This is a genomic window from Shewanella woodyi ATCC 51908 (assembly GCF_000019525.1).
GTDB classification, from domain to species: Bacteria; Pseudomonadota; Gammaproteobacteria; order Enterobacterales; family Shewanellaceae; genus Shewanella; species Shewanella woodyi.
This window is the reverse complement of record NC_010506.1, coordinates 4,460,087-4,485,488: the sequence shown is the minus strand read 5'-3', so window position 1 is coordinate 4,485,488 and position 25,402 is coordinate 4,460,087. Positions and strand designations below refer to the sequence as shown.

Here is a 25,402-nt window from a genome sequence, read left to right as displayed (position 1 = left end):
AGTTAGCTTGAGCGGTACTGTTGTCAGTAAAGAATTTAACGCCGTTGGTATTTCATTAATGCCAATGGCGTTTGTGTTTTTCTAACCGCATACTTTTAGTCAGTATCATTTAGAGCTGTATCAGCTCTTTGTAATTGTCACAGCTTGGTAGTCCGCACATCTCATCGTAGGCACTTTGATATTCAAGTTCGACGGTTTTGTATTGATGGCTACGAAGGAGATCTTTTGCTTGAGCGAGTGAGTTAAAGCATCTAATGCGTTTCTCCTCGTTTAACTCAACGAAGTTATTTTTACAGTCAATTGCACCTACTAGATACTGAGTTGAGTCAGCAACACCAATAATCTTTGGTGAAAACTGTTGGATTTTAGATGTTTCTTGAACCTGACTGCTTTCTTGAAAATGAATATCCATTATTGACTCCTTAGTTATTAGTAGTGAATACGTTTAAAATATAAAAAAAGTTCATAATTTAAACAAATGACGCCCTATTTCCCCACAATGTCCCTAAAACAGTTTCACAAAAGTGGGTATAGAGTTGATTAATCATATCCAGCGTAACTGCCAATCTATGTCGATTTTCATCTTATCTGCGTTTTTTATCTTGGTTTTTTCAGTAGGTTTATTGTTTTATTGACCCAAATTACCAGCGGTGTTAACTTAGCTTTTCGTATCTTATAAATACTATAAATAGTATTTGGTCGGTATAAATGTAGTATTTATTGTTGTTGATATGAATTTAATAATTAAAACATGAATATACAGAATGAAGAGGCAATTATGTACCAACTGAAAAAATCAAAATCAGTTTTACTTTATGCTTTCCCTAGTAACGGTAGGACTCATTGGCGCAGGTATCAGCGTCGAAACAGAAGCTAAAGAGAGACCTTCTGGGTTTTATACCCGTGGTGATGTATCAAAAGCACCTGGCACTCGTAGCGGTTACGACAACCCAAATGTAGCGGATTCACAAAAGCCTACAAATTGGGGTAAAAATGTTGATGGTATTGTTGTGCAGCTAGAGTGGGCATCTTTACAACCCAATGCTCCATTAAGAGCTGGAGAGAGAGCTGCATTAGATACCACTTGGATTGAAAGAGCTATTGATGATATTGAAACTTGGAATAGTGTTCCTGGGAATAATAAATTAGGCATTAAGCTACGTGTATTCGCTGGTATTTATACCCCACAATGGGTTAAAAATGAGGCAGGTTCATCCACATTGGATTTCAAGGGAAGCAGTTTCGATGGTGATTTTCCCCATTTTTGGAAAACCGCTTTTCAGACTCGATTTAAAGAGCTTCATCATGAACTGGCTGCTAAATATGATTCAGAGCCGTTAATCAAAGAGGTATCGATATCGGGTTGTATGATAAAAAATGCCGATATGCATCGTGCTCGTGGTGAGTATCAGAATATGAATATCTTGATTGATGCTGGTCTTACTTGGCAAAAAGATCGTACTTGTCAAAACTGGCAAATAAATGCAGTTGCAGGGAAGTGGGACAATACTTGGGTATCTGTGGCACGCCCACACTTCAGACAGTTTAAGAAGATGTCGTCAAAACCTTCTCGCTCTGACTGGCCATTAAATACTAGTGTAATGCAAGAGACTGTTGAGACATGTCGTAAAGCTGGGAGTTGTATCAGTGGTAATAACAGCCTTGAGCAGGAAGATAAAGATGCTGACGCATTTAACAATGATCAACATGCTATCTACTATGCCGCCAGTAAATACCGTGGAAGTAGTTCCAAGGCTCCGCTCTACTTCCAGACAGATGTTAAAATTATCCAAGGCTCAGGTTTAATTCATAATATTATTGGTTGGGGAATTAAGAACAGCCATGTTGAGATGATAGAGCTTCCTACTTTAAAAGCGTTTAAGAAGTATGATGATAGTTATTTAGGTAGTAGTGCTATGCAGAAAAAGCGTACTAAGTTAAAGAACTAGCCTGTTAGTTAGTGGTTTAATCCATCATTTTGAAACTTATATAAGCCCTAGGTTGAGTTTGACTCATTTAGGGCTTTTTTCTTATTCCTGCATATGTTTAGTTTCTGCCAGCATATAGGTACTATTTATTCTGTAAGGTGTTTTACCATAAAGTACTTACAGCCTGTTTTGGGGTAGGCTTCTTGAGTCCATTGGAGGGTATACCCTCTGGCTTCGTAGAAGGGGCGGGCTTGAAAGTTTAGGGTGTCTAAGATTGCGTAGATGCAGCCACGCTCTATGGCGATAGACTCAGCTTCTGTAAGCAGTTGTGCACCTATGCTTTGTCCCCTGAGTGACTCAGATACCCAGAGGTTGTCTATCTGCAACCAGTTACCGAAAGTTCGAGCCGAGAAACCCGCTAATAGTTCCCCTGTTTCACTTTCGAGCTTCAAGCCTAAAGGTAAGCGCTCTGAAACCTCCCATTGTTGCCAATTAAATTCAGCAATTTTTTGTTCAACTGCATTGGCAAACTCCTTGCTTTCATCGAGTGTGAACTTACGTGTAGCAGTTTGGGACATTAGGTTCTCCTTATTTTGTAGTTAGCATAAATTAGTTTTGAAATACTGACACAACTTGGCTCTGTTTTAACCACTTAATTGAGCAGTGAGAAGTGCTGATTTTAATGAGGATCAGCTTGGCCTGAATTTTTCGATTGTTTTCTGCTCATTTGCAGAGTTTATGAGCATGATATTGGTTTAGATTAAGGGGATCGGGTACACTACCGCCTTTGTCAGCAAAGTAAGTATTAAAATGGAAACTTTGAATAATCTGTACCCGGCGATTAAGCACCTTCATTTAACGCTTGTTGCGGTAAGTGTGCTGTTTTTTATCGTGCGTTTTGCACTACATCTTCGTGACTCTCCTATCATGCAGAAGAAGCTAGTTAAAATAGCTCCCCATGTAATAGATACTTTTCTACTTCTTTCAGGCCTAACACTTTGCTTCATCATCAAGCAGTATCCGTTTGTGGATCCTTGGCTGTCAGAAAAGCTAGGTGCAGTTGTTGCTTACATACTTTTAGCGACGATTGCGTTAAAAGCTAACCGCAATAAGTTGTTCAAAACCTTTGCGGCTTTAGGTGCAATTGCTTGGGTGGTTTATGCTGCTAAGCTTGCCATGTTTAAACAAGCTATGTTGTTAGGATAATGACCACTTTGCCTCTTAAAAATGAGATTGCACTGCCTGAAATGGCATTTGAGATCGGCGCTCATCTGAACTTTTCAAAAGCTGAGTCAGCTAATTGGGCTTGGCTTGAGTTAGCAGGGTCTGTGCTTAGTCACTATGTGGTGGATAGGCACGAACGTCTTGCGGGGTTACTGCGTTGGTTTTATCAAGATTTAGGCTTTTGCATACGTCAGCCCTATTTTAGTGTTGAGGCTGCCGATCTTGGAACCTGCATCAGCAGCCGTCAGGGAAATAGCACCACGTTAGCCACGGTATTGATGCTATTAGCCAAGCAGTTAGATCTAAAGCTGGAACCTTTATTACTTCCAGGAACAACGGTGCTGTCTAGTCGAATTGATGGTGTGGTTAAGTATATCGATCCTATGAACGGTAGCGAGTTAACCCGTCATCAACTGCATGTGTTAGTTCGAGGTGAGCTAGGTAATGGTGTGCCATTTAAGGCAAGTTACCTTAAGCCAGTTAGTTTAAAGCGTTTGGTGTCACGTATGATCCATGAGCTTAAAGCGGGCTGTATCGTCTCCCATAAGTTTGAACCAGCTCTGGAGTGCTGTAACTTGTTGTTGCAGTGGCACCCAGACGATCTCAATCTTAACCGTGAGCGTGCTTTTATTGCTCAGCAGTTAGGTTGCATCAATGTCGCTGCTGCCGATCTCAAGCATTTCGTCGATAACAGTCCTCATGATCCTGTGATTGAACTGGTGAAGATGCAATTGAAAGAGCTAAGAGAGGAGCAGGAGATCTATCACTAGATTAGTGAGCTTGATGACGGTAGTTCAGGGACTACCGTCTTATATTTTGATCGTATAAAAATAAATACAAATAAAATCAACAAATAAAAAATACAATAATAATTATGGATGGGAGATTATACTAGGATGAGTAGCACTGCATTAGTGACCAACGATGCCACTGGATTAGGAATATTGGCCCTTGTATTGGGTTTTGTATTTTATACTAGCCACAGTAAGCATCCATTTTGGACCAAGTTTTATACCTTTATTCCGGCACTGCTAATGTGCTACTTCTTACCTTCACTGCTCAATACTTTCAATATTATCGACGGTCATACTTCCCAGCTTTACTTTGTAGCATCGCGTTATCTACTGCCAGCATGTTTAGTTTTATTGATCTTAAGTGTCGATCTTAAGGCCATTATGTCTTTGGGACCTAAAGCGATCATCATGTTCCTGACGGGAACTGTTGGTATCGTGATAGGTGGCCCGATTGCCTTGCTGATTGTGTCGGCTATTCACCCTGAAATTCTTGGTGTGCAGGGACCAGAAGCGGTATGGCGCGGAATGACAACACTGGCGGGGAGCTGGATCGGTGGCGGTGCTAACCAAGCGGCGATGAAAGAGATCTATGAAGCTGGCGGTGATATCTTCTCTATTATGGTTACAGTAGACGTTATTGTGGCCAATATCTGGATGGCGGTCTTGCTATTTATGGCATCAAAGGCGAAGCAGATAGATGCTAAAACTGGCGCAGATACTTCAGCACTTGAAGCGTTAAAGGATAAAGTTGAGAAGTACCATGCTGAAAATGCCCGTATTCCTAGTCTTAACGATCTGATGATGATAGTGGCGGTCGGTTTTGGTGTCACAGGCCTTGCCCACGTGGTTGCCGACTTCTTAGGTCCATTCTTTGAAGCTAACTACCCTTGGACTCGCGATTACAGCTTGACCTCTAAGTTTTTCTGGTTGATCGTGACTGTGACGACCATAGGTTTGGCGATGTCCTTTAGCCCTGTACGTCATCTAGAGGCTGCTGGTGCATCTAAAGTTGCTTCAGCTTTCCTCTATATTTTGGTCGCTACCATCGGCTTACATATGGATGTCTCTAAATTATTTGATGCAGAGAATCTGTGGTATTTCGCTATCGGTATTATCTGGATGCTGGTTCACGCCAGTTTTATGCTGATTGTGGCAAAATTGATAAAAGCACCACTGTTTTATATGGCGGTGGGAAGTCAGGCGAATGTGGGCGGCGCGGCATCTGCTCCTGTGGTTGCAGCAGCATTCCATCCTGCATTGGCGCCAGTCGGTGTATTACTGGCTGTATTAGGCTATGCTGTGGGCACCTATATGGCGTGGATGTGTGGCCAGATCTTGCAAATAGTGGCAAGCTAGGCCTGATATTTCTGCCTAAAAATTGAATTGATTAACGCCGAGGCACAGCCTTGGCTCTTTAAGAGAGAAGTACTGATGAGTAATAAAACCATAGGTTTAGGTTCAATCGAGATCGCAAACGATAAGCCTTTTGTGCTGTTTGGCGGTATGAACGTGCTTGAGTCCCGTGACTTGGCAATGAAGATTGCAGAAACATATGCCGAAACCACTCAGAAATTGGGGATCCCTTATGTGTTTAAAGCCTCTTTCGATAAGGCTAACCGCTCTTCAGTCAACTCTTATCGTGGCCCAGGTATGGAGGAGGGGTTAAAGATCTTTGAGGAGATCAAATCTACCTTTAATTTACCATTAATTACCGACGTCCATGAGATCCATCAATGTGCACCGGTTGCTGAAGTGGTTGATATTATTCAGTTGCCCGCATTCTTAGCGCGTCAAACTGATCTCGTGGTTGCTATGGCGAAAACAGGTGCCATCATCAATGTGAAGAAGCCGCAGTTCTTAGCGCCTCATGAGATGCGTCATATCATCACTAAGTTTAATGAAGCGGGTAATGATGAGATCATTTTGTGTGAGCGTGGATCAAGCTTTGGTTACAACAACCTAGTGGTCGACATGCTGGGTATGGATGAGATGAAACAGACTGGTTACCCAGTTATCTTCGATGCGACTCATGCACTGCAACGCCCTGGTGGACGTGCTGATAGTGCTGGTGGTCGTCGTGCACAAGCCACTGAACTTGCTCGTAGTGGTATGGCACTAGGATTAGCGGGTCTGTTTATTGAGGCACACCCTGATCCAGATAACGCTAAATGTGATGGTCCATGTGCACTTCCTCTGCACCAGTTAGAAGCGTATTTAACTCAGATGAAGGCTGTGGATGACCTAGTTAAGTCATTCGATGCGATTGATACCAGTAAGTAACTTCTGAGTGTGTTAAGCCGTTTTAGGCTAATTTAATAAATAGAACCCTGCATCATGTCAGGGTTTATACCAATCAGTATAAAGATTTGATCTCTCAGCGAAAGTTTAGCGGTCCTGAGGCAAGGTCTTTAATTGCTCCTGCATTAATGACATTCACCACATCCATGTGGTTTGCAACGAGTGAAGAGCATAGTCATTCTACGGTCAAGCTCGTTAACACAGCATCAGCACCGCTAAAACTCGCCTGTAAGGAGTGTTTTTGGCTGCCTACTTCTGCGTTGAATAAATTCACAAGGGAACAACCATTCTATCATTCATTCGCCTTGAATTAGTTTCCCAAAAAAACTCTGAGTAGGTCAACTTCTTATACCGATTGGTTTTATTGTTTTGAGCGATGTAAATTAAGTTTCGATACAGTTTAGACATTTATTCTAGTAAGTTATAAAAAAATACACACGATTAAGTGATGTCCTCTATGGATGGCATAGTTTAAAAGTGAAAGAGCATAATAAATAGGTTGAATGATGAAAGCAGACAAACAGGTGCTTCCTGATGAAGGGCCACAAGGTATATTAGGCAAAGCGTTAGATGGCATTGAAAGGGTTGGTAATAAGCTTCCCGATCCCGCCATGTTATTTTTAATTTTGCTGTTTGCAGTTTGGGGGTTATCGGCTCTGTTATCTGGGGTTAGCTTTGAAGCTATCGATCCTAGAACCCAGATGCCTATTGAGGTGAATAACCTCTTGAGTCCAGAAGCCTTAACCGGCTTCTTAACCAGTATGGTGAAAACCTTTACCGCTTTTGCGCCGCTCGGTGTGGTATTAGTGGCTATGTTGGGGGTTGGGGTTGCTGAGCACTCCGGATTTATCAACACTGCGCTAAAACGCATGTTAAGAATTACCCCTGCTAAGCTGTTAACGCCGGCCGTGGTGTTGGTGGGAATTATCTCTCATACAGCAACCGATGCAGGTTACGTGGTGGTTATTCCGCTTGCTGGTGTGATCTTCTTTACCGTAGGACGTCATCCATTAGCGGGTATTGCAGCTGCATTTGCTGGTGTCTCTGGTGGTTTTTGTGCCAACTTTATTCCTTCAGGTATCGACCCATTACTGCAGAGTTTTACTCAAGCTGCTGCGCAAATCGTTGACCCTAACATTGAAGTTAACCCGCTAAATAACTGGTTCTTCGCTGCATCTTCCTGTATCCCTATTACGCTGGTTATCTGGTATCTAACAGATAAAGTACTAGAGCCACGCCTAAATCGTACTCATAAGGTTAATCGTGAAGAGGTGGATCTTCCCGCGATGGAAGAGGAGAAACCACTCGAGATTAAAGCGTTCCGTGTGGCAACCTTAGTGATGCTAGTGGCAATTGTCGGCTTCTTCTCGTTAACCGTGCCTGAAACTTCAACGCTACGTGATGCTGATGGTTCCTTAACTAGCTTTAAAGCGCCTTTGATGCAGTCAATTGTACCGCTGATCTTCATCTTCTTTATGCTTCCAGGTTTAGTATATGGCTATATGACTGGCGCCTTTAAAAGCTCAGCTGATGTTGTGCAAGCGATGTCTAAGTCCATGAGCGGCATGTCTCACTACATCGTAATGGCGTTCTTTTGTGCCCAGTTTGTGGCAGCGTTTTCTCACTCTAACCTTGGGGCATTAATTGCGGTCGAGGGCGCGGGAGCGCTTAAGGCGATGAACCTGTCGGCTGAAGTGACTGTGATTGGCATGATCTTCTTGGTGGGTTTCGTGAACTTATTCGTGGGGTCTTCATCGGCTAAATGGGCATTAATCGGACCTGTGCTGGTGCCTATGCTGATGCAGTTGAACATTAGTCCAGATCTGTCTCAGGCCGCTTATCGAGTCGGGGATTCGAGCTCTAATATCATTACGCCTTTGATGCCATACTTCCCCTTAGTGGTGGTCTACTGTCAACGCTATGTGAAAAATATAGGCATTGGAACCCTGATATCCATGATGTTACCGTTCAGCCTCTGCTTATTAGCGATATGGAGTGCTTGGTTACTTCTGTATTGGTCACTTGGACTCCCACTAGGTCTTGGTGCTAGCTACACTTATTAGTCTTAAATCGTGAGCTCCTGTTAGTTTCAAGCCCCGACATCACGTTGGGGCTTTTTTCTGATTGGTATTAATTTGACTAATAGTGAGTATATTTATAACCCCCTGTTCATACCCTGCCCATGGGATATGCTTAGCACTAATTCTCCTGCTGAATCCCCATCAACGAAGGCTTTATGCAGGGCAACTTCGTTGTTGCATTGACTTTAAAAGGGGACTTTTTATGCAAATGCGTTTAGACGTGAACTCGCACAACACCTCTGAAACTAGCATTTCTAGGTAGTTTGAGTATATGTGGATCTTTTTTACCTTGTTAGCAGCCTTTATGCAGGCGTGGCGCAATGCATTTCAGAGTCAGCTTAGCAAAGAGGTGAGTGTTGCTGGCGTGACTTTAGCGCGCTTTATTTGGGCTTGGCCGATTGCTGGGGGTTATCTCATTGGGTTGTACCTGTGGCAATCAGTGGCATTGCCAGTTTTCACTGTTGAGTTTGTTCTCTACATTATAGGTGCATCAGTGATGCAGATCTTAGCGACAGCTCTGCTGGTTAAGCTTTTCAAGCTGAAGAACTTTGCTGTGGGAGCAGGTTTAGCCAAGAGTGAGGCGTTGGTGGCAGCGGTACTTGGATTGTGTATTTTCGGAACTCAACTCTCTGTGCTGGGCTGGATAGGTGTGTCGATTGGTGGTGTGGCGGTGTTTATGATGAGCAGTCGCCAAGGCTTAAGGGATATCTCCTTATCCACAGCGCTGATTGGCCTAACATGCGGCAGCGCATTTGCATTAACTTCGCTCTGGGTTCGTGAGGCGAGTCTGAGCTTAAGCTTACCTTTTCCTCACAGAGCGGCTTGGGTATTGCTCTTAGTTATCTCACTTCAAACCTTGATATTACTGGGTTACATTATCGTGAAAGAGAGGGCCACATTAGCGGGGCTTTGGCAGCGTCCCAGACAGACGATACTTATCAGCTCTACCAGCTGTTTGGGTTCTGTAGGCTGGTTCAGTGCCATGTCTTTACAGGCGGTCCCCTATGTTAAAACATTAGGCCAGGTGGAGGTATTCTTTACTCTGTTTATTGCCATGTTTTGGCTTAAGGAGCGAGTCAAAATTAAGGATATGTTGGCCTTAATCTTGATTGCCCTGGCTGCCATTTTGGTGATGTGGAGTTAGTTACAGTCTCGAAAGTTATCGGTGACACTTTTGAGCGACGGTGAAGGCGAGTTGCGTACAAACAACACCTAAGCTTGCACCCGCTAATAGATCCCCTAAGTAGTGATAGTTTTGAGATAACTGACCGATAAATACCCCTAACATACAGGCTGCCCAAAATAGGCGGTAACGGGGCAGGTGAAACCAGAACGTGCTGGCCAGAGCAAAGGTGAAGAGGGCATGGCCCGATGGAAAGGAGTTATAGGCTACCCCCTCAGCAAACGGATGAAATGCTTCTATGCGATCATTTATCCAAGAGGGGTTATTATCGACCCAAGTCTCAGGCCAAGTCCTACCAAACAGGGCTTTTGCGCCGAAACGTATCACAGTGGCCAAGAGCAGAGTAAAAAGCAGATGAATGACTAGAGCAGATAGTTTGCTTCTAAGTTTTGGGACTAAGCAGCATAGTAAGGCGATGGCGGCTAATGTTTCGAGTAGTGCCGGAATATTACTGAGTAACTTAGTGAATGAGTTTGCAACCTCATGTTGATGGATAAAATCTGCCAGATGGCGGTCGATAAAGAGTATGCTCAGTAGTGTCATACAAAGCATCACTGCGTAGAAGATGATATTTTTTTTAAGGGAAAACAAAGGGTGGGGAGCTTGAGTCGAAGGCATGAGTATCACTCGAAATACAGATTTAGTGGCGCCTAATCTATCCTTTTTTGGATATAATACCAATCATTATAAAGGTGTGGTCGCTCAGTGAGAGTTTAGCGCTTCTGAGGCTAAGCAACGAGTGAGGAGCATAGTTATTCTACGGTTAAGCTCGTTAATGCAGCATCAGTAGTGCTAAAACTCGCCTGTAAGGAGTGTTTTTGGCTGCCTACTTCTGCGTTGAATGAACTCACAAGGGAAAGACCATTCTATTATTCATTCGCCTTGAATTAGTTTGCCCAAAAGCACTCTGAGTCGAGCACTTATCTATAATGGTTGGTATTGAACCAATCATTATAAAGATAAATGCATGCTAAGAGCTGCATGCATTTATGCTTCAACTATTTTGAGATTAACTTCTTAAACTGTCAATTAAGTAGCTTAAGCTTGCTGATTGCTCACTCTCCGCACTGCTAGCTTCAATCGCTCTGTCTTGACCTGCATCGATAACAAATTTAGGTGCTGTGAGCCAACCTCTTTGCACTAGCTCATCAATAAGATCGAGATACTCAGCACTGGTTTTGCCTACCATAAGGTTGGTTAAATCACGTTCAGCAGATAACTGTTTGATATTAACAAAACCACTGAGGTAGAGATGATCTTTGGTTAAACCGCCACCGCGATAGACCCGAGTTGTCGTTACGAAGGCATCGCCTCTATTCATCTCCAGCTCATCGGTTAAATAGCTATAGGTGTGATAGAAGTTCTGCTCGTTTAGCATGGAGTCAACGGCCAGTACGCGGTAGGCGAGGGTGTTGAGTCTACCATGGGCCATGTAACCAGCATTGTACTCGGCCATTATCGCTAAGCCTTCCTGAGTTTGGGTCGCACCAGGTAAACCTAATCTCAGTGCTTTTAGTGCTTGCTGGCGAGAGTTTAAGGTTGTCGCCATATGCACGCCCAGTTCATGGTGGTTAAGCCTTTGAACTTCTGCATAGCTAAATTGAGCGTTTGTGTTCACTTTAAGTTGAGGCGGGGCAGAGCTGACCATAGCACGAGCCAGAATCGCCGTACTTAAGTTGACCTTACACTTCATTCCCCAATCACTTGCCTGCTTTTTCATCAGTTCACAGGCACTTTTAGCGTCCATGAGCTCGCCACTGTTCTCTGCAATCTCTTTTGCGTACAGAAGAAATTTAGCGTTGTTGATCGACAAAGCATCGGGTCTACCGTAGTGGCGTAGTGAGTTATATAAAAACGCCTCCTGGCCAACGGTAGATAACAGATCGACCTGCTCACTTAAGGAGTGGATCATATCTGAATAGAGCTGCTTCATCGCAGGGTCTGAGATGGTTTCGATTGGGATGCGATAAAGCTTCTGCTTAAACCCATTGGCATCGATAGGTAACTGACGATAGTGAAAGTTTGGTGTAAATCGACTCGGGGCACGCTCAAAACGACGGCGCTCAGCTGTGATATTAACTGGGTTTACATATTTTAGAATGCCAACTCTCTGTGCCAGCTTATAGATCGCGGCATCGACATTGAGCACAGCGGGCTCTATAGCCGAGCTCAACATATCGGCACTGCGTACTCGGTTCTTAAGGTTAATTCTACGCTGGAAGAAGGCGCTGGTTTCACTTAATGCTTGTTTTAATCCTAACTTCAATGAATCAAGCACCAGAGGAAACTGGTCACCATTTTGATCATCGATATAGACTTTCTTCACCTGAATCGGCAGTACTAAAGTGCGGTCAAAATGTGAGTTAGTGTACGTAGTTAGGTAGCCGCTTCCTCGATGAATTAGGTCGAGATCCGCACTAGACTCTGTATTAGGCACTGTGACTTGTTTTAGCTCACTACGGCATTTATTGACGACTGACTGCCATCTCGTTAGGTCAATTTGAGTCGTTGTAATATCAAATAGCGGGCTTGATGTATCGGAGTCGTTCGGTGTGTAGGCCTTTAAGTCAAACACAATCACTTTACCGAACTGTGACTCTAGTTTGGCAATGAGGGCTTTGTAGATTTGGAAGAACTCATCGTGTTTGGCATGGCTTACTGAGCGCTGTTTAGTGCTCATCGGCTTATCCCAAAGCTTCTGTTTGACGCTTAGTTTATAGGATGTCGACAGGGCTTTAGGGCAATCGAGATCATACTCTAGTCTGGAATCGAGAGCGACTAAGGTGATTGGTTGCGAAGCGATAAGATCATCTGTGAGTCTGGCTTCATGGGGAGCACGCTCCTCATCCGAGAGCCGGCAGTGCTTTAGCAGGTCATCTCTTAGATGATGACCTGAATGGATAGCACTACAAACAACAGGCAGGTACTCCTCAATCTTGATTAAGCAGCCTGAGGTGGAGAGCTTTCCTGAGAAAACCTCTCCTTTTTTGATGAAGGTTAAAACCTCTTCAAGGCTATATATTTGCATCTAGCTGACCTGCCTCCTCAAATTTCATGCTTGCGGCTGGCATTATCTCACTTGGAACCTTGTAGGAGTGGGTGCTGTTTAAGCTGTGAAAACGTCTAGGCTCTCGAGTCAGCTTCATGTATTTAATCCACACTAGTTCTATTTTTGTTTTTGCTTTATGGGGCTGAGTCAAGGTGCGTACAAAATGCTCCTCCTCTATCGTCTCTGGTGCGAGCAGACCTGACTCTAAGCCAAGTAAGGTGTCACCATAAAGACTAAGCAGTTCAGATTCGGCTAGCGTAAAGTCACCAGACTTTCTAAAACCTCGTGGAAAATTGATGTTATCGATGAAACATTTTTGACCAAAACGAAATGAATCTTCAGACATTCTAAACCCCAAAAAATGATGGTAATTAACTGGATTGCATAAGTTAGATGACTCAAGAAATTAGGGGGTTTACCCTTAAAAGAGAAACAATATATTTTTGTCGTCACCATAACAGATTATTGTTATTCTCAAGCCGTCTCCAACTGGAGTCGATATTAGAGATCGCGATGGACGTTAAAGTATTTAAAACCTTTTTAGAGGTGGCGAAAACTCGCCATTTTGGTCGGGCAGCTGAGAACCTATACATCACTCAAGCTGCCGTGAGTGCTAGGATTAAGCAGCTTGAGTCATTTTTCGATCAAGTGTTGTTTATTCGAGATAGAAATAGCATCAAGTTGACGACATCAGGAGAGAGGTTAATTGCCTACGCTGAAGTGATGGTGACCACGTTAGCACAAGCTAAGAATGAGCTATCCCTTGCTGACAATAGAAGCCTACAATTGACCATGGCTGGTACTCCCAACATTTGGGATGCGTATCTGCAAGAGTGCTTAATTGAAGTAACAGAGGTGTTTAGTGGTTATGCTTTTCAGGCCGAAGCCCTAAGTCGTGAACAACTAAATCGGCAGTTGCTGGAGCGCACTTTAGATATGGCGTTTGCGTTCGAGCCACTAAAATGTGATGAGCTAGTTAGCCAGAAAGTGACAGATATTAAGCTTGAGTTAGTATCTACCTCTCAATGCTCAGTGGATGAAGCATTGTCTCAGCGCTATATTTATGTTGACTGGGGGACTCGATTCTCATCTGAGCATGCTGAGCGTCACAGTCAGATGCCAGCGCCTTACTTGAGAACATCAACGGGGCGCATTGCGCTAGAGTTTATTTTGCAAAAGGGGGGAGCTGCCTATCTGCCAACGTCCATTTCAGCCCCTTACTTACAAGATAATAGATTGAATCTTGTTAGGGGAGCAGAGCCGTGGGATAGGCCTGTTTACCTAAGTTATAGACGAGATACGTTACAGTTGGATGCTATTGAAAAAATTGAGCGCTTGGTGAAAAAAAGTATCAATTAGATTGGTCTATTGGAACGAAAAATCGGCCAGTTGGCCGATTTTATTATGAGCTTAAACATCGATTGCCTTAAGGCAAGATGAAGAGTCTGTTAAGGCTTAGTCTGCGTTGACAACAGGCACGCTAATCGTTCGCTCAACAAATTGAGTTTCAATCAACTCAATTGCTTCATCAAGGATCTCTTTTGAGGCTTTATAGGCAGACTCAGAATCTCTGGATTTAATGGTATCGAGAATATGCTGATGCTTAAGAACATCGGCTCCATGGACACCTTTAATCTTATTGGTATAGCGAATACTTACTCTTAACGCTGTAGCAATAAAGTTGGTTAGCTGATAAAAAAAACGATTGCAGCTGGCTTCAAGAATCGAAGTGTGAAATGCGATGTCGGCTTCTAGCGGATCATCTAAACCATTATCGGCGTCACGCATACGATTGAGCGCATCTTCAATATTTCTTAATTGCTCTGCATTGGCATGAACTGCCGCTAAAGCACAGGCCTGTGGCTCAATAGCAACTCTCATCTGAGTGAATTCATGAAGAAGTTGAATCGATGGTTTACTACTTAATATCCAGCTCAATACATCAGTATCAAATAGATTCCAGTTGTGTTCAGGCATAACACGAATGCCTTGCTTGGGGCGTGAGGTGATAAGGCCTTTAGCTGAAAGCATTTTTACAGCCTCACGTGTAGCACTACGGCTGACATTGTATAAAGAGCAGATATCAGCTTCTGAAGGGAGGCCACCGCCTACAGCATAGTTTCCTTTCACAACCTCCATTCCGAGATCATGAGTCAGCTGATGAGTTAAATTGTGTTTCTCACGAAAGTTCATAAGGTTTCTTATTTATCATTTAAATAATTGTTTTATCTAGGGAGTATATTCTGCAACCCAGATAGTAATACCCCCATCCTACCTTAGATACAGCTATCTGGAAAACAGATAAATTAAATTTCATTGGCAAAAAAGTGCATCCTAAACTTTAAGTCAGTCAGATTTATCATTCAGTTGACACTGTTTTAATGTCGTATTAATGTGATAAATAAGGCGGTAACGTTACTCTGACATAAGCTGTAATGTAAATTTTTCCTTACTGAGGGCCACTATGATTTGGTTTAAAAGGGGATATGTCGGAGGTTTACACTGTTTCGGTCGAAATTTTTTAGTGAGAGAGGTTAAAGATGGTTTTATCCAACATAGATTAATAGGCTATGTTGTGTAAATGTAAACTATAGAGTTCTTGTTTGTTATAGGCCGTCTATCAGGAGTAAATATATGACCATCTCACAGCTAGATTATCGCCTTGGAGGGCGCGGGGTATTTATTACCGGCGGTGCCAGCGGTATAGGAGCTGCATTAGTTAGGGCATTTGTGGAGCAGGGGGCGAATGTCACCTTTGTGGATACAAATCGTGATGCCGGGGAAGCGTTACTACAAGGTTTGGATATTAATCGAGGTCAACAGGTTGCTTTTCATCTGTTGGATGTCACTGACACTAAGCAGTTGCAACAGATGATCACCGAGCAAGATCAAAAGCTTGGTCAGTTGGATATATTAATTAATAACGTAGGTAATGATAGTCGACATGATGCAGATGGAGTTGATGAACATGAATGGAAACAGTGCATGGCTATCAATCTGGATTCTGCTTTTTTTGCCTCACAGGCCGCCTATCTGGTCATGAAGCAACGCAAACAGGGGGTCATTATCAACTTTAGCTCCAATATGGCTTATATCGGGGAGCGCAATATGGCGGGTTATATCACTGCGAAAGCGGGGATTGCTGGCATGACTAAGGCGCTGGCAAAAGATTATGGTGAGAGTCGAGTAAGAGTCAATGCCATTGTACCCGGTTGGGTGGCCACACAGAGGCAACTAGAGCAGTGGTTATCACCAGAGCAAGAGCAACAGCTGATGGAAAAGGTGGCGATACAGAAACGGATCACTCCTGAAGATATCGCCAAGCTAGCACTGTTTTTAACCTCTGAAGATAGCGAACTGATAACGGGCCAATGCATGGTTATTGATGGCGGTAGAGTATAAGTGCGCCGTCAAGCTGATGTGATTGTGGTTGACTGGGGAGCCAGCTTTCTCAGGGCGTATCTCTGTTTTGATAATGGCGGTGAGCTTGAGGTTATTGAGCAAGTATTGGGCCCAGGTGCAGCCAAAGTTAGTCAGCAGTTTGAAGCGGCATTAAACAGTGTCATTGGTCACTGGAGTGCTCAATATGGTGCTTTACCTGTACTGATGTCTGGTCATATCGGCTCCAGTCTAGGTTGGCATGAAACCCCTTATATATCATGTCCTGTCCCCCCTCTTGAAGTGACCAAAGAGCTGTTCGAATTTGAGTCAAACGGCCATTCAATATTTGTGGTTCCAGGGGTTAGTTGTGAAGAGCCTGACGGCCATGCTGATGTCATGCGTGGAGAGGAGACCCATGTATTGGGCTGGTTGACAATGGATGACTCTCATCGACGTGGTAAACATCTATTGTGTTTACCTGGTACTCACACTAAATGGGTGCTGGTGGAAGAGGGGGAGATTAAGGTATTTAAAACCGCCATTACAGGTGAATTATTCGATCTACTTTGCCACCACAGTGTGCTTATTCAGCAGCAACAATCAGAAATTGATATTAGGGCTTTTGAGCAAGGTGCTAAGTTAACCCTTGAGAGTGAGTTGGGACAGTTTGTTCATGGGCTATTTAGTGTTCGTACTTTGCAAGTACAAGGTAAGCTTGATGCAGATCATGCCAAATCTTATCTATCAGGTTTGTTAATTGGCAGCGATGTTCGTGCAGCTTTGATGGCGCCCCAGTGGCGGATCGATGAGCTTGCCTCGATCAGTTTGATCGGCAGCCACCCTCTATGTGAGTTATTTAGTCAAACCTTGAAGATGAAAGGTATCACTGTCCACTCTACACAGGAGAAAGAGACCTGCCTGAGAGGCTTTAGTGCCATCTATCGGAAAGTGTTTAAGAGTGCGGCCTGAAATATGGCAAAAACAGATGAACATGGGAGGACTCAATTGGCGCTATCCATGACTTCTATAATCAGAGGGGGCAGAAGCCTTCACTCAGCTCTGGTTCTTGTTGGTACCTATGCAGCTTGATAATGAGAGCAATGAAGTAACGGCAAAGTTTCTTTATTCAGTACCTGTGGCTAATCAGCTAGGAGAGGGGGTTATTTGGGACACGCTGAGTCAACAGGTGTGGTGGACTGACATCGAAGGGAAGATGTTATACGCCTTTGAACCTCAGAGTCACAAATTGAGTCAGTGGCATATGCCAGAGCGTCTCTGCAGTTTTGCTTTGACTGAGACTAAGGGGCTGATACTGGCCGCTTTCGCCTCGGGATTTGCGCTCTACCGCTTTGAAGGTAAGGGGCCTGAGATTGAGTGGTTAGCCCGTCCTGAGTTATCACTACAGGAAAATAGGATGAATGATGGCAGGGTTGATGCCAAGGGACGCTTTTGGTGTGGCAGTATGGTTGAGGAGGAAACTGCACAAGGGGATACAGGAAGTCTCTATTGTATAAATAAAGGCCAGTGCCAATGGCAGGGCGATGGCTATCAAATACTTAACGGTCTTGCTTGGAGCTTAGATAATCGCTGGCTCTACTGTGCTGATTCAGCTAAAAATCGTATTTATCGGCACTCTTTTGATGCTAAAGAAGCCTCTTTGGGGCCTGTTGAGACCTTTGCTACTACTGCGGAACATATTCATCCTGATGGCTCGACTGTCGATTCCGATGGAAGTCTTTGGAGTGCGCAGTGGGGAGGCGGAAGAGTTGTGCGTTACTCTGTTGATGGTGATATCCAATTTATACTCAAGTTACCTGTTAGTCAGCCTAGTTGCGTGGCTTTTGGTGGTGAGCAGATGAACTTGCTGTTTGTCACAACGGCTCGTGAGGGGTTGTCGTCACAACAGTTAAATTCACAAGCGTTAGCCGGTGATCTGCTTGTGTATCAATTGAGAGGTGTTCGAGGTCTACCAACCCCTCATTACCAACTATAGTGCCAGCTTTAAAATTGCATCAACTCCCTTTCGACTACTCCTTTATAGAGCTCCTCTGTTTGTGACGTTTTCTCTGCTATTAAGTCTTAGTTTTCCCCTTTTTCCTTTAAGAGCCCCCCTTTTCTTTATCAATGCGATGCAACAAATCATCTCAGTAAAAGTTTTACTAAGTTGATTTGTAGTGCCTTTTTATAAAGATGATTAATGATCTTGTGTTTTATGGTATTTATAGTATAAATTAAAGTGAAACAAGATAATCATCACTGAAATGGGGCTACATGGACAAAATCTTGGTTACTGGCGGGATGGGATATATTGGCAGTCATACCTGTTTAGCACTGCTAGAGTCGGGTTTTGAACCTGTTATTTTTGATAACTTATCTAATTCGAGTGCTGGCGTGTTACAGCAGATATACACGATCAGTGGACAAATGCTTTCGTTTGTTGAAGGTGATATTCGCGATACAGCTCTGTTGCAGCAGGTGTTGATTAAGCATCAATGCGTTGCTGTTATCCATTTTGCTGCATTAAAAGCCGTGGGTGAGTCCACAGAGCAGCCCCATCGTTATTACGATAACAATGTAGGCGGTACCTTATCCCTACTCAAAGCAATGGAAGAGAGTGCTGTACGCAACATAGTATTTAGCTCATCGGCCACAGTTTATGGCGATCCTGATTATATTCCTATCGACGAGAGTCACCCCATTCGTGCGACAAATCCCTATGGCTGGAGCAAGGTGATGGTCGAACAGATCCTGCGTGACACTTGTGCCTCTATAGCGAATTGGCAGGCGATCTCTTTACGGTATTTTAATCCTGTCGGTGCTCATGATTCAGGTTTATTGGGTGAAAACCCTATGGGTACGCCCAATAATTTGATGCCATATATTGCTCAGGTTGCCGTTGGCAAACGAGATTTTTTACAGGTGTTTGGTGATGATTACCCCACAGATGATGGCACAGGCGTTAGGGATTATATCCATGTGATGGATTTAGCTGCCGGCCATGTTCATGCGCTGCAAGGAAAGAGGGGAGTAAAAGGATTCTATGCCTACAACCTTGGAACGGGTCAAGGATATTCAGTGCTAGAGATGGTTAACAGTTTCTCTAAAGAGAGTGGGCAAGCCATTCCCTATAGAATAGCCGATCGCCGCAGTGGCGATATTCCCTGCTCATATGCCGATCCTAGCTTAGCTCAGCATGAACTTGATTGGCAGGCCAGTCGAGATTTAACCCAGATGACTGCGGATGTTTGGCGTTGGCAGTCAAAATACCCAATGGGAGTTTAACCACCTGTTTTTGTTTGTTAGGCCAGTCTCTTAGCCTCGCAGCTGTGGTTAGTGTGGTGAGCCGTTATATAGGTCAATAAAAAATGAAAAAAGAGCGCTTACAAGTAGAGGTTTCTTTCTTAGAAGAGGAGCCATCTGGTGGACTATGAGTAAGTAAAACGGCATGTCATTAGACTAGGTGAATAATCTAATTTGGAAACTCCTCCTAGTCGATCAAAGCACACAGAAGCAGTAATGATACGGCTTGCTATGGCGAGTGTTGGTAATTTAAAAGAAGGATTTATCGTGGATCTTTATAAACTATTTGAGCAATTTGAGTCACTTTTTTCCAGAACTGTCGAGGGGGTTAGCAGTGCGCCGGGAAGAGTTAATTTAATTGGCGAATTTACCGATTATAATGATGGATATGTTCTGCCTTGCGCTTTGCCGTTCAGAACTTATGTGGCTTATCGTAAGCGTAGCGATAATATCATTATGGCTTATTCTACAAACTATCCAGATGAGTGCGAGGCGTTTGAGCTGGCTCCAGCAATCTCACATGGGATGAGCCACTGGGGGAACTATATTCGTGCGATAGCATATGTTTATAAAATGGCAGGTTATCAGTTAGGTGGCATGGACATTTTGATTAGCTCCAATGTGCCACAGGGGGCGGGTTTATCATCATCTGCGGCGTTAGAGGTGGCGTTAGGTGGCGCTATAAATCAAGCTTTTGAACTTGACTTGACCCTTGAGAAGATTGCGCTTTTAGGTCAGCAGGCTGAAAATTACTTTTTAGGTTGTCAGTGTGGGATCATGGATCAACTGGTTTCAGCGAAAGCCATTAAAAATCAAGCCCTGATGATTGACTGCATGAGCCTTGCTATTGAACATTTCTCTGTTCCAGAAGAGTTGGCATTAATTGTTATTAACTCTAATTTTCCGCGTAAGTTAGTTGAAAGCGAATATAACCAGCGTCGCAGAGACTGCATGAATGCGGCGGCAAAGATGGGAGTTTCAACCTTACGTCAAGCGAGTTTGAGTCTGCTTGAGGAGAGTAGGGCCTTGATGACGCTAAATGAGTATAAGCGTGCTCACCATGTTATCACTGAAAACCGCCGTGTATTGCAAGCCGCGAAAGCCCTGCAAGATAATAATCTGGAAGTGCTTAGCGAACTGATGGCTGAGTCGCACACCTCACTACGGGATAATTTTGAGGTTACCGTCGCCGTTACTGATGGTTTAGTGGATATTTGTCATAGTGCATTGGGAGCAGATTGTGCGACTCGGATGACGGGTGGTGGTTTTGGCGGTGCGGTCATCTGTATTTGTCGTCATGGGGATGTACCTAAGATTGTTGAGGCAGTTTCAAGCCAGTACAATAAATACTTTGGTTTACAGGAGACTATCTATGTTGTTAATGCGGCTGGTGGCTTAATGACGACCTTAGGCACAAGCAGGTCAGCTCTAGTGAACGAGGAGTTCTTACCATGAAGTGTCGCTGCACAACGCTGAGCGTGGCGGTGCTTTGTAGCATCATGGTCACAAGCTGTAGTCAAAGCAATATTGAGCCTAAAGTTAATAGACAACCTAATGTTATCTACTTTCTAGCTGATGACTTAGGGGTCGGTGACTTGGGCAGTTATGGACAGCAACATATTCGCACTCCAAATATCGATAAACTTGCCGCTGAGGGGATGCGTTTTTCTCGTCACTATGCTGGCAGCTCCGTGTGTGCTCCCTCCCGGGCAAGTTTGATGACTGGACGGGATATGGGGCATACAGATATCAGAGGCAATATTCAACTTATGGATCAACCTGATTCTCCCGAGTACCAAGGCCAATATCCATTAGCCCAAGGCACCATCACGCTGGCTCATCTGTTTCAGCTGGCGGGTTATCAAACTGGGGCTTTTGGTAAGTGGGGCCTAGGCTCGTTACAAAGTAGTGGTAATCCAAAGGCGATGGGGTTTGATCAGTTTTATGGATACCTTGATCAGCGTCATGCCCATAATTATTTTCCGCAATACCTCTGGGATGGTGATGAGGTGGCTAGGTTAGATAACCCAGCTATTAATGTTCACCCTAAGCTTGACCGTGATAAGAGCGATCACAGGGAGTATATGGGCAAAGATTACGCGCCATATAAGATCTTAGCCAGAGCTAAGGAGTTTATTAGTCAAAATAGGGATGAAGCGTTTTTCCTTTACGTTCCTTTTGTTGTTCCCCATGCCGCAATTCAGATCCCGGATAAAGAGCTGGATGGCTATCAATTTGATGAGACTGCGCACCGACTTGGTGAACCCCGTGCTTATACACCCCACCCTAAACCTAGAGCGGCTCGCGCTGCGATGATATCGAGAATGGATAGGGATGTTGGTGACATTATGGCGATGCTGAAAGAGCTTGGATTGGATGACAATACACTCGTCCTATTTTCCAGTGATAATGGTGCTACCGCCGCTGGTGGCTCTGATATCAACTTCTTTAATAGCACGGCAGGTGCTAGAGGAGAAAAAGCTACCCTGTATGAAGGTGGGATCCGCGCGCCCTTAATTGCTCGCTGGCCTGGTAATATTTCTGCAGGAAGCGAGAGTGATCATCTATCGGCATTTTGGGACATGTTACCAACGTTTGCACAGTTGCTGGATCTGAGTGTGCCTGAAGGTATTCAGGGGATCTCCATGTTGCCAACCTTGTTAGGAAAACCTCAAAATCAGCAGCACGAAAGTCTATATTGGGAGTTCTTCAGCCGTAACCCTTCACAAGCTGTGGTGATGGGAAACTGGAAGGCAATTAGGCATTACAGTAAAGAGAGAGGCAAGGGTGCATTAGAGCTCGGTGCGACCGCTCTGTACAACTTGCAAGAGGATCCGTCAGAGAGTCAAAACCTTGCTGCTAAGCACCCAGAGCTGGTAAAGAAAGCAGAGATGATTATGGCCCAGCGTCAACGCTCGCCTCACCTACCATGGAATTTTCAATCGTATAACTAGCGCTTTTTAAGTTGCAGAAAACAGAAAGGAGCCTGAAGGCTCCTTTCTGTTTTGGCTAGATTATCTCAATCGTAAATTAATAAGGTTAAAGTTTTATCGATAACCAGATTCGATGATCTGCTCTAGCTTTTGTTTCATGTTATTGACCCGATCACTATGGCTGTTTGCTAAGTTATGTTGCTCAGCCATATCATCTGTTAATTTGTATAGTTGCTCCGACTTTTGTAATCCTACCTCTATATCTTTGTTCTTGAGCCAATCAGGTAAAGCATCGTCGAGAAATGGGCGAATGTATTTCCACTCTCCATGACGCAGAGAGATGGTTCCAACGGACTCTTTTACTAAAAATTCACGTCCGTTCTCTGTTCTGCCTAACCAGGCATCCAGCTGAGGTATACTGTCTATGGCCTCGTCTTCTACTAAATCGAGTCTCAGTAACTCAGCCATAGATGCGTAGATATCAATTTGTGTGGTTAATGCATCACTCTCTTTAGGCTGAATATGTTCAGGCCAATAGACGATGGTAGGTACGCGGGTACCCGCTTCGTATGCACTGTATTTTCCACCACGAAATGGCCCAGAAGGCTTATGATTGCCTAACATCTCAACGGCATTATCATGGTAACCATCATCCAGTACTGGGCCATTATCACTGGTGAAAATGACGATAGTATTTTCAGCAATGCCTTGTTTTTCTAGCTCTTTAACTATCTGTCCTGTCATCCAATCCAGCTGAACTATTGCATCTCCTCTGGGGCCCATACCGCTTTTCCCTTGGAAACGCTTATGGGGTAAACGGGGGACATGGATATCATGCATTGAATGAAATAGGAAAAATGGTTGATCCTTATGTTCTCGAATAAAGTCGACGGCTTTGGCGGTAAAGATGTCAGGAAAATCTTCATCTATCCAATAAGCGGACTCGCCGCCAGTCATGCTACCAATGCGGCTGACACCATTGACTATGGTATTGCTGTGCTGGGGATCGGCTTTCATCTTTAACAGCTGAGGGTGTGAGATGCCAGTGGGGAGCGTGCCAATATTCTCCTGATAACTTACTGAGAGAGGATCTGTCGCTTGCAGATCTAATACATGGTGGTTTTCCAAAAATACCGTTGGCACTCTGTCACCAGTAGCGGGTAAAAGAAAGCTGTAGTCAAAACCAATCTCAAGAGGACCTGGTTTGACAGCCTGGTTCCAATCAACGTCACCATAACCTAATCCTAGATGCCATTTGCCGATAACAGCCGATGCATAACCTGCACGTTTGAGTAGTTTTGGTAGCGTGGCTTGTTTGGGGCTAATCAATAGCGGTGCATCACCGGGTAAAATGGCTGCATCGGAGCGAAAGCCATGCTCTCCTGTCAGTAGGGAGTAACGTGACGGTGTGCAGGTTGCAGCTGAGGCGTGAGAATCTGTTAGCCTAAGTCCCTTTGCTGCTAAGGCATCGATATTGGGGGTGTTGACTCCGGTGCCTCCATAGCTGCTGATATCACCATAACCAAGATCATCTGCATAGATGATCACTAAGTTAGGTTTACCTAATTCGGTGGAAGCTAAGTTGGCATTAGCTTCGGGTTGTATCGGCTGTTCTGCATAGTTGCATCCGCCGACAAGTGCTCCTGTAATCAATGTGAGTAGCACTGATCGAGTAAAGGTCATCATATCTATTCCATAAGTTAAATTGTCTTATTAATAATATATTAAGTGTGGCTTTGCAACTTTAATAGTGGCTAGTAGCTTGAGATTGATAGTTAGGGTTTAATTCAGAAACCATGGGGGCATTCACTGACTCCTGCCACTGTTGCAAGGCTTTAAACAGCTTCTCTCTTATTTCAGGGTTTTGATTAACAAGGTTATTTTTCTCTTGGCTGTCTTTGTCTAGGTCGAACAGTAGCTGTTTACCCGTTTCATAGCTGTGGATTAATTTATAGTGTCCTAAGCGTATTGCAGCTGCAGGTGTGTGTTTCCAGTAAGGATGGTTAGGTTGACCACGATAGGGAGCAAATTGATCGATATAGATAGGAGCATGCCAGTAAAGGGGGCGCTCTGGCTGCTCCTTGCCTTGCTCGGCTAGTGAAATGATATCTTGGCGGTGGAGCGCTAGTTTAGGCTGCAGGAGGTGTTTTATACCTAAAAAGAGATCGCTCATCTGCACTGGAGTTCTGTTTTGACTATTCGGTGGTATCTGTTTGGGCCAAGAGAGAACAAGTGGGATCTTAATACCCCCTTCAAATAAGCTACTTTTGTAGCCACGATAAGGCAGAGATGAGGTGGCGGGATCATAGGCGCCGTTATCGGATGCAAACACCACTAAGGTATTTTCACGCTGTCCGCTTTTATCTAAGGCTTGTAGAAGCTTACCCACATCTCTATCAAGGTTGGCGATCATCGCCGCATAAGCTGCGCTCTTGATCTCTCCAGCTTGCTGTCTGGCATTGTGTTGGTTGACCCACTCTTTTGGGGCTTCTATCGGAGTGTGGACAGCGTAGAAGGGGAGATAAAGAAAGAAAGGTTGCCGTTGTGATGAGATATAGTTTACAGCCTCTCGAGTTATTCGGTTACTGAGGTACTCATCTTTAAGCCCTCCCTCTTCAAGCCCTATGAGTTTGCGTTTTCCTTTACTGTAGGGATAGAAGTAACTGGGGGGATGACCTAAATGGGAGGCTGCAATGGCAGTATCAAAACCGTACTCTGTGGGCGCAGTCTTACCAAGGTGCCATTTCCCGATGACGGCAGTGGCGTATCCTTGCTGTTTAAATAGGTCGGCAATAGTGGTGAGATCAGGATTGAGTTCGGTGTTATTGGTGACAGGAATTAATTTACGATATTGACTCTCTCCGCGCTCAGAACTACCTACGGTTAAGATACCGTGTTCTGCTGGTGTTAGACCTGTCATTAGGCTGGCTCTACTGGGAGCACAATTGGCGGCATTGGCATATGCTTGAGTAAATCGAACCCCTGAATTGGCTAGCTTATCGATATTGGGGGTTGGATATTGGGCCGAACCGTAGATGCCTGTATCCATAATGCCGAGATCATCGACATAGATGATGACAACATTAGCCTGCTTAAGCTTGCTCTCCTCCTTTTTTAAGGGAGAAAATGATGCGTTTAACTTGGTGCTTATCACTAGCCCAAGTAAAAGTGCTGTTAAAAGCGTTTTGTTGGTTTTCAAGTCACTCTCCAATTACTGGGGGATTACTTACT

Annotated in this window: 22 protein-coding genes; 14 read left to right on the top strand and 8 right to left on the bottom strand. The window is 44.1% G+C overall.

Annotation, left to right across the window (positions count from 1 at the left end):
* Positions 1–109 precede the first annotated feature (109 nt).
* Entirely contained in the window at positions 110–412 is a 303-nt protein-coding gene (locus SWOO_RS18905) for a DUF6482 family protein (protein WP_012326275.1), read from the bottom strand.
* Positions 413–815: 403 nt separating this feature from the next.
* On the opposite strand from SWOO_RS18905, the gene SWOO_RS18900 reads away from it, so the two are divergent.
* Positions 816–1,949: a hypothetical protein gene (locus tag SWOO_RS18900; protein WP_012326274.1), complete on the top strand. Its 1,134-nt coding sequence runs from the start codon at positions 816–818 to the stop codon at positions 1,947–1,949.
* Between the two features lie 125 nt (positions 1,950–2,074).
* Here the strand turns inward: SWOO_RS18900 and SWOO_RS18895 are convergent, their stop codons facing one another.
* Positions 2,075–2,506: a GNAT family N-acetyltransferase gene (locus tag SWOO_RS18895; protein ID WP_012326273.1), complete on the bottom strand. Its 432-nt coding sequence runs from the start codon at positions 2,504–2,506 to the stop codon at positions 2,075–2,077.
* Positions 2,507–2,738: 232 nt separating this feature from the next.
* Between SWOO_RS18895 and SWOO_RS18890 the strand changes: the two genes are divergently transcribed.
* The 6 genes from SWOO_RS18890 to SWOO_RS18865 all read left to right on the top strand — a co-directional run bounded on the left by SWOO_RS18890 (position 2,739) and on the right by SWOO_RS18865 (position 9,469).
* Positions 2,739–3,134: a SirB2 family protein gene (locus tag SWOO_RS18890; RefSeq protein ID WP_012326272.1), complete on the top strand. Its 396-nt coding sequence runs from the start codon at positions 2,739–2,741 to the stop codon at positions 3,132–3,134.
* Positions 3,134–3,922: a transglutaminase family protein gene (locus SWOO_RS18885; RefSeq protein ID WP_012326271.1), complete on the top strand. Its 789-nt coding sequence runs from the start codon at positions 3,134–3,136 to the stop codon at positions 3,920–3,922. The genes SWOO_RS18890 and SWOO_RS18885 overlap by 1 nt, the downstream gene beginning before the upstream one ends.
* A gap of 126 nt (positions 3,923–4,048) precedes the next feature.
* The gene (locus SWOO_RS18880; protein ID WP_012326270.1) at positions 4,049–5,302 is read left to right on the top strand and encodes a DUF819 family protein; all 1,254 of its coding nucleotides are present in this window, start codon (positions 4,049–4,051) and stop codon (positions 5,300–5,302) included.
* Between the two features lie 75 nt (positions 5,303–5,377).
* Entirely contained in the window at positions 5,378–6,226 is an 849-nt protein-coding gene (gene kdsA / locus SWOO_RS18875; RefSeq protein ID WP_012326269.1) for a 3-deoxy-8-phosphooctulonate synthase, read from the top strand.
* 524 nt (positions 6,227–6,750) lie between these two features.
* Positions 6,751–8,307: an AbgT family transporter gene (locus SWOO_RS18870; protein ID WP_012326268.1), complete on the top strand. Its 1,557-nt coding sequence runs from the start codon at positions 6,751–6,753 to the stop codon at positions 8,305–8,307.
* 289 nt (positions 8,308–8,596) lie between these two features.
* On the top strand, positions 8,597–9,469 hold the full coding sequence (locus tag SWOO_RS18865) for a multidrug transporter (RefSeq protein ID WP_012326267.1): 873 nt from the start codon (positions 8,597–8,599) through the stop codon (positions 9,467–9,469).
* A 15-nt stretch (positions 9,470–9,484) separates the two neighbouring features.
* Here SWOO_RS18865 and SWOO_RS18860 read toward each other — a convergent pair whose 3' ends face one another.
* The 3 genes from SWOO_RS18860 to SWOO_RS18850 all read right to left on the bottom strand — a co-directional run bounded on the left by SWOO_RS18860 (position 9,485) and on the right by SWOO_RS18850 (position 12,903).
* Positions 9,485–10,126, bottom strand: coding sequence for a phosphatase PAP2 family protein (locus tag SWOO_RS18860; RefSeq protein ID WP_012326266.1), 642 nt, complete (start codon positions 10,124–10,126; stop codon positions 9,485–9,487).
* A 391-nt stretch (positions 10,127–10,517) separates the two neighbouring features.
* A complete protein-coding gene (locus tag SWOO_RS18855; protein ID WP_012326265.1) occupies positions 10,518–12,536 on the bottom strand; it encodes a flavohemoglobin expression-modulating QEGLA motif protein in 2,019 nt (672 codons plus the stop codon).
* Complete coding sequence (locus SWOO_RS18850) at positions 12,523–12,903, bottom strand: DUF413 domain-containing protein (protein WP_012326264.1); 381 nt, start codon at positions 12,901–12,903, stop codon at positions 12,523–12,525. Before SWOO_RS18850 ends, SWOO_RS18855 begins: the two co-directional genes overlap by 14 nt.
* Positions 12,904–13,070: 167 nt before the next feature.
* On the opposite strand from SWOO_RS18850, the gene SWOO_RS18845 reads away from it, so the two are divergent.
* Complete coding sequence (locus tag SWOO_RS18845) at positions 13,071–13,916, top strand: LysR family transcriptional regulator (RefSeq protein ID WP_012326263.1); 846 nt, start codon at positions 13,071–13,073, stop codon at positions 13,914–13,916.
* A 96-nt stretch (positions 13,917–14,012) separates the two neighbouring features.
* Here SWOO_RS18845 and SWOO_RS18840 read toward each other — a convergent pair whose 3' ends face one another.
* A complete protein-coding gene (locus SWOO_RS18840; protein WP_012326262.1) occupies positions 14,013–14,750 on the bottom strand; it encodes a FadR/GntR family transcriptional regulator in 738 nt (245 codons plus the stop codon).
* A gap of 441 nt (positions 14,751–15,191) precedes the next feature.
* Between SWOO_RS18840 and SWOO_RS18835 the strand changes: the two genes are divergently transcribed.
* The 6 genes from SWOO_RS18835 to SWOO_RS18810 all read left to right on the top strand — a co-directional run bounded on the left by SWOO_RS18835 (position 15,192) and on the right by SWOO_RS18810 (position 22,192).
* Complete coding sequence (locus SWOO_RS18835) at positions 15,192–15,959, top strand: SDR family NAD(P)-dependent oxidoreductase (RefSeq protein WP_012326261.1); 768 nt, start codon at positions 15,192–15,194, stop codon at positions 15,957–15,959.
* Positions 15,960–16,907, top strand: coding sequence for a 2-dehydro-3-deoxygalactonokinase (locus SWOO_RS18830; RefSeq protein WP_012326260.1), 948 nt, complete (start codon positions 15,960–15,962; stop codon positions 16,905–16,907). It abuts the gene before it with no gap.
* Between the two features lie 109 nt (positions 16,908–17,016).
* On the top strand, positions 17,017–17,931 hold the full coding sequence (locus tag SWOO_RS18825) for an SMP-30/gluconolactonase/LRE family protein (RefSeq protein WP_012326259.1): 915 nt from the start codon (positions 17,017–17,019) through the stop codon (positions 17,929–17,931).
* A gap of 278 nt (positions 17,932–18,209) precedes the next feature.
* A complete protein-coding gene (gene galE / locus SWOO_RS18820; protein ID WP_012326258.1) occupies positions 18,210–19,220 on the top strand; it encodes a UDP-glucose 4-epimerase GalE in 1,011 nt (336 codons plus the stop codon).
* 285 nt (positions 19,221–19,505) lie between these two features.
* Complete coding sequence (galK, locus tag SWOO_RS18815; protein ID WP_049774490.1) at positions 19,506–20,693, top strand: galactokinase; 1,188 nt, start codon at positions 19,506–19,508, stop codon at positions 20,691–20,693.
* Positions 20,690–22,192, top strand: coding sequence for an arylsulfatase (locus tag SWOO_RS18810; protein WP_012326256.1), 1,503 nt, complete (start codon positions 20,690–20,692; stop codon positions 22,190–22,192). Before galK ends, SWOO_RS18810 begins: the two co-directional genes overlap by 4 nt.
* Positions 22,193–22,285: 93 nt before the next feature.
* Here the strand turns inward: SWOO_RS18810 and SWOO_RS18805 are convergent, their stop codons facing one another.
* Together SWOO_RS18805 and SWOO_RS18800 are read right to left on the bottom strand one after the other, a co-directional pair.
* Entirely contained in the window at positions 22,286–23,857 is a 1,572-nt protein-coding gene (locus tag SWOO_RS18805; RefSeq protein ID WP_012326255.1) for a sulfatase family protein, read from the bottom strand.
* 58 nt (positions 23,858–23,915) lie between these two features.
* Complete coding sequence (locus SWOO_RS18800) at positions 23,916–25,370, bottom strand: sulfatase (protein ID WP_012326254.1); 1,455 nt, start codon at positions 25,368–25,370, stop codon at positions 23,916–23,918.
* Positions 25,371–25,402 lie beyond the last annotated feature (32 nt).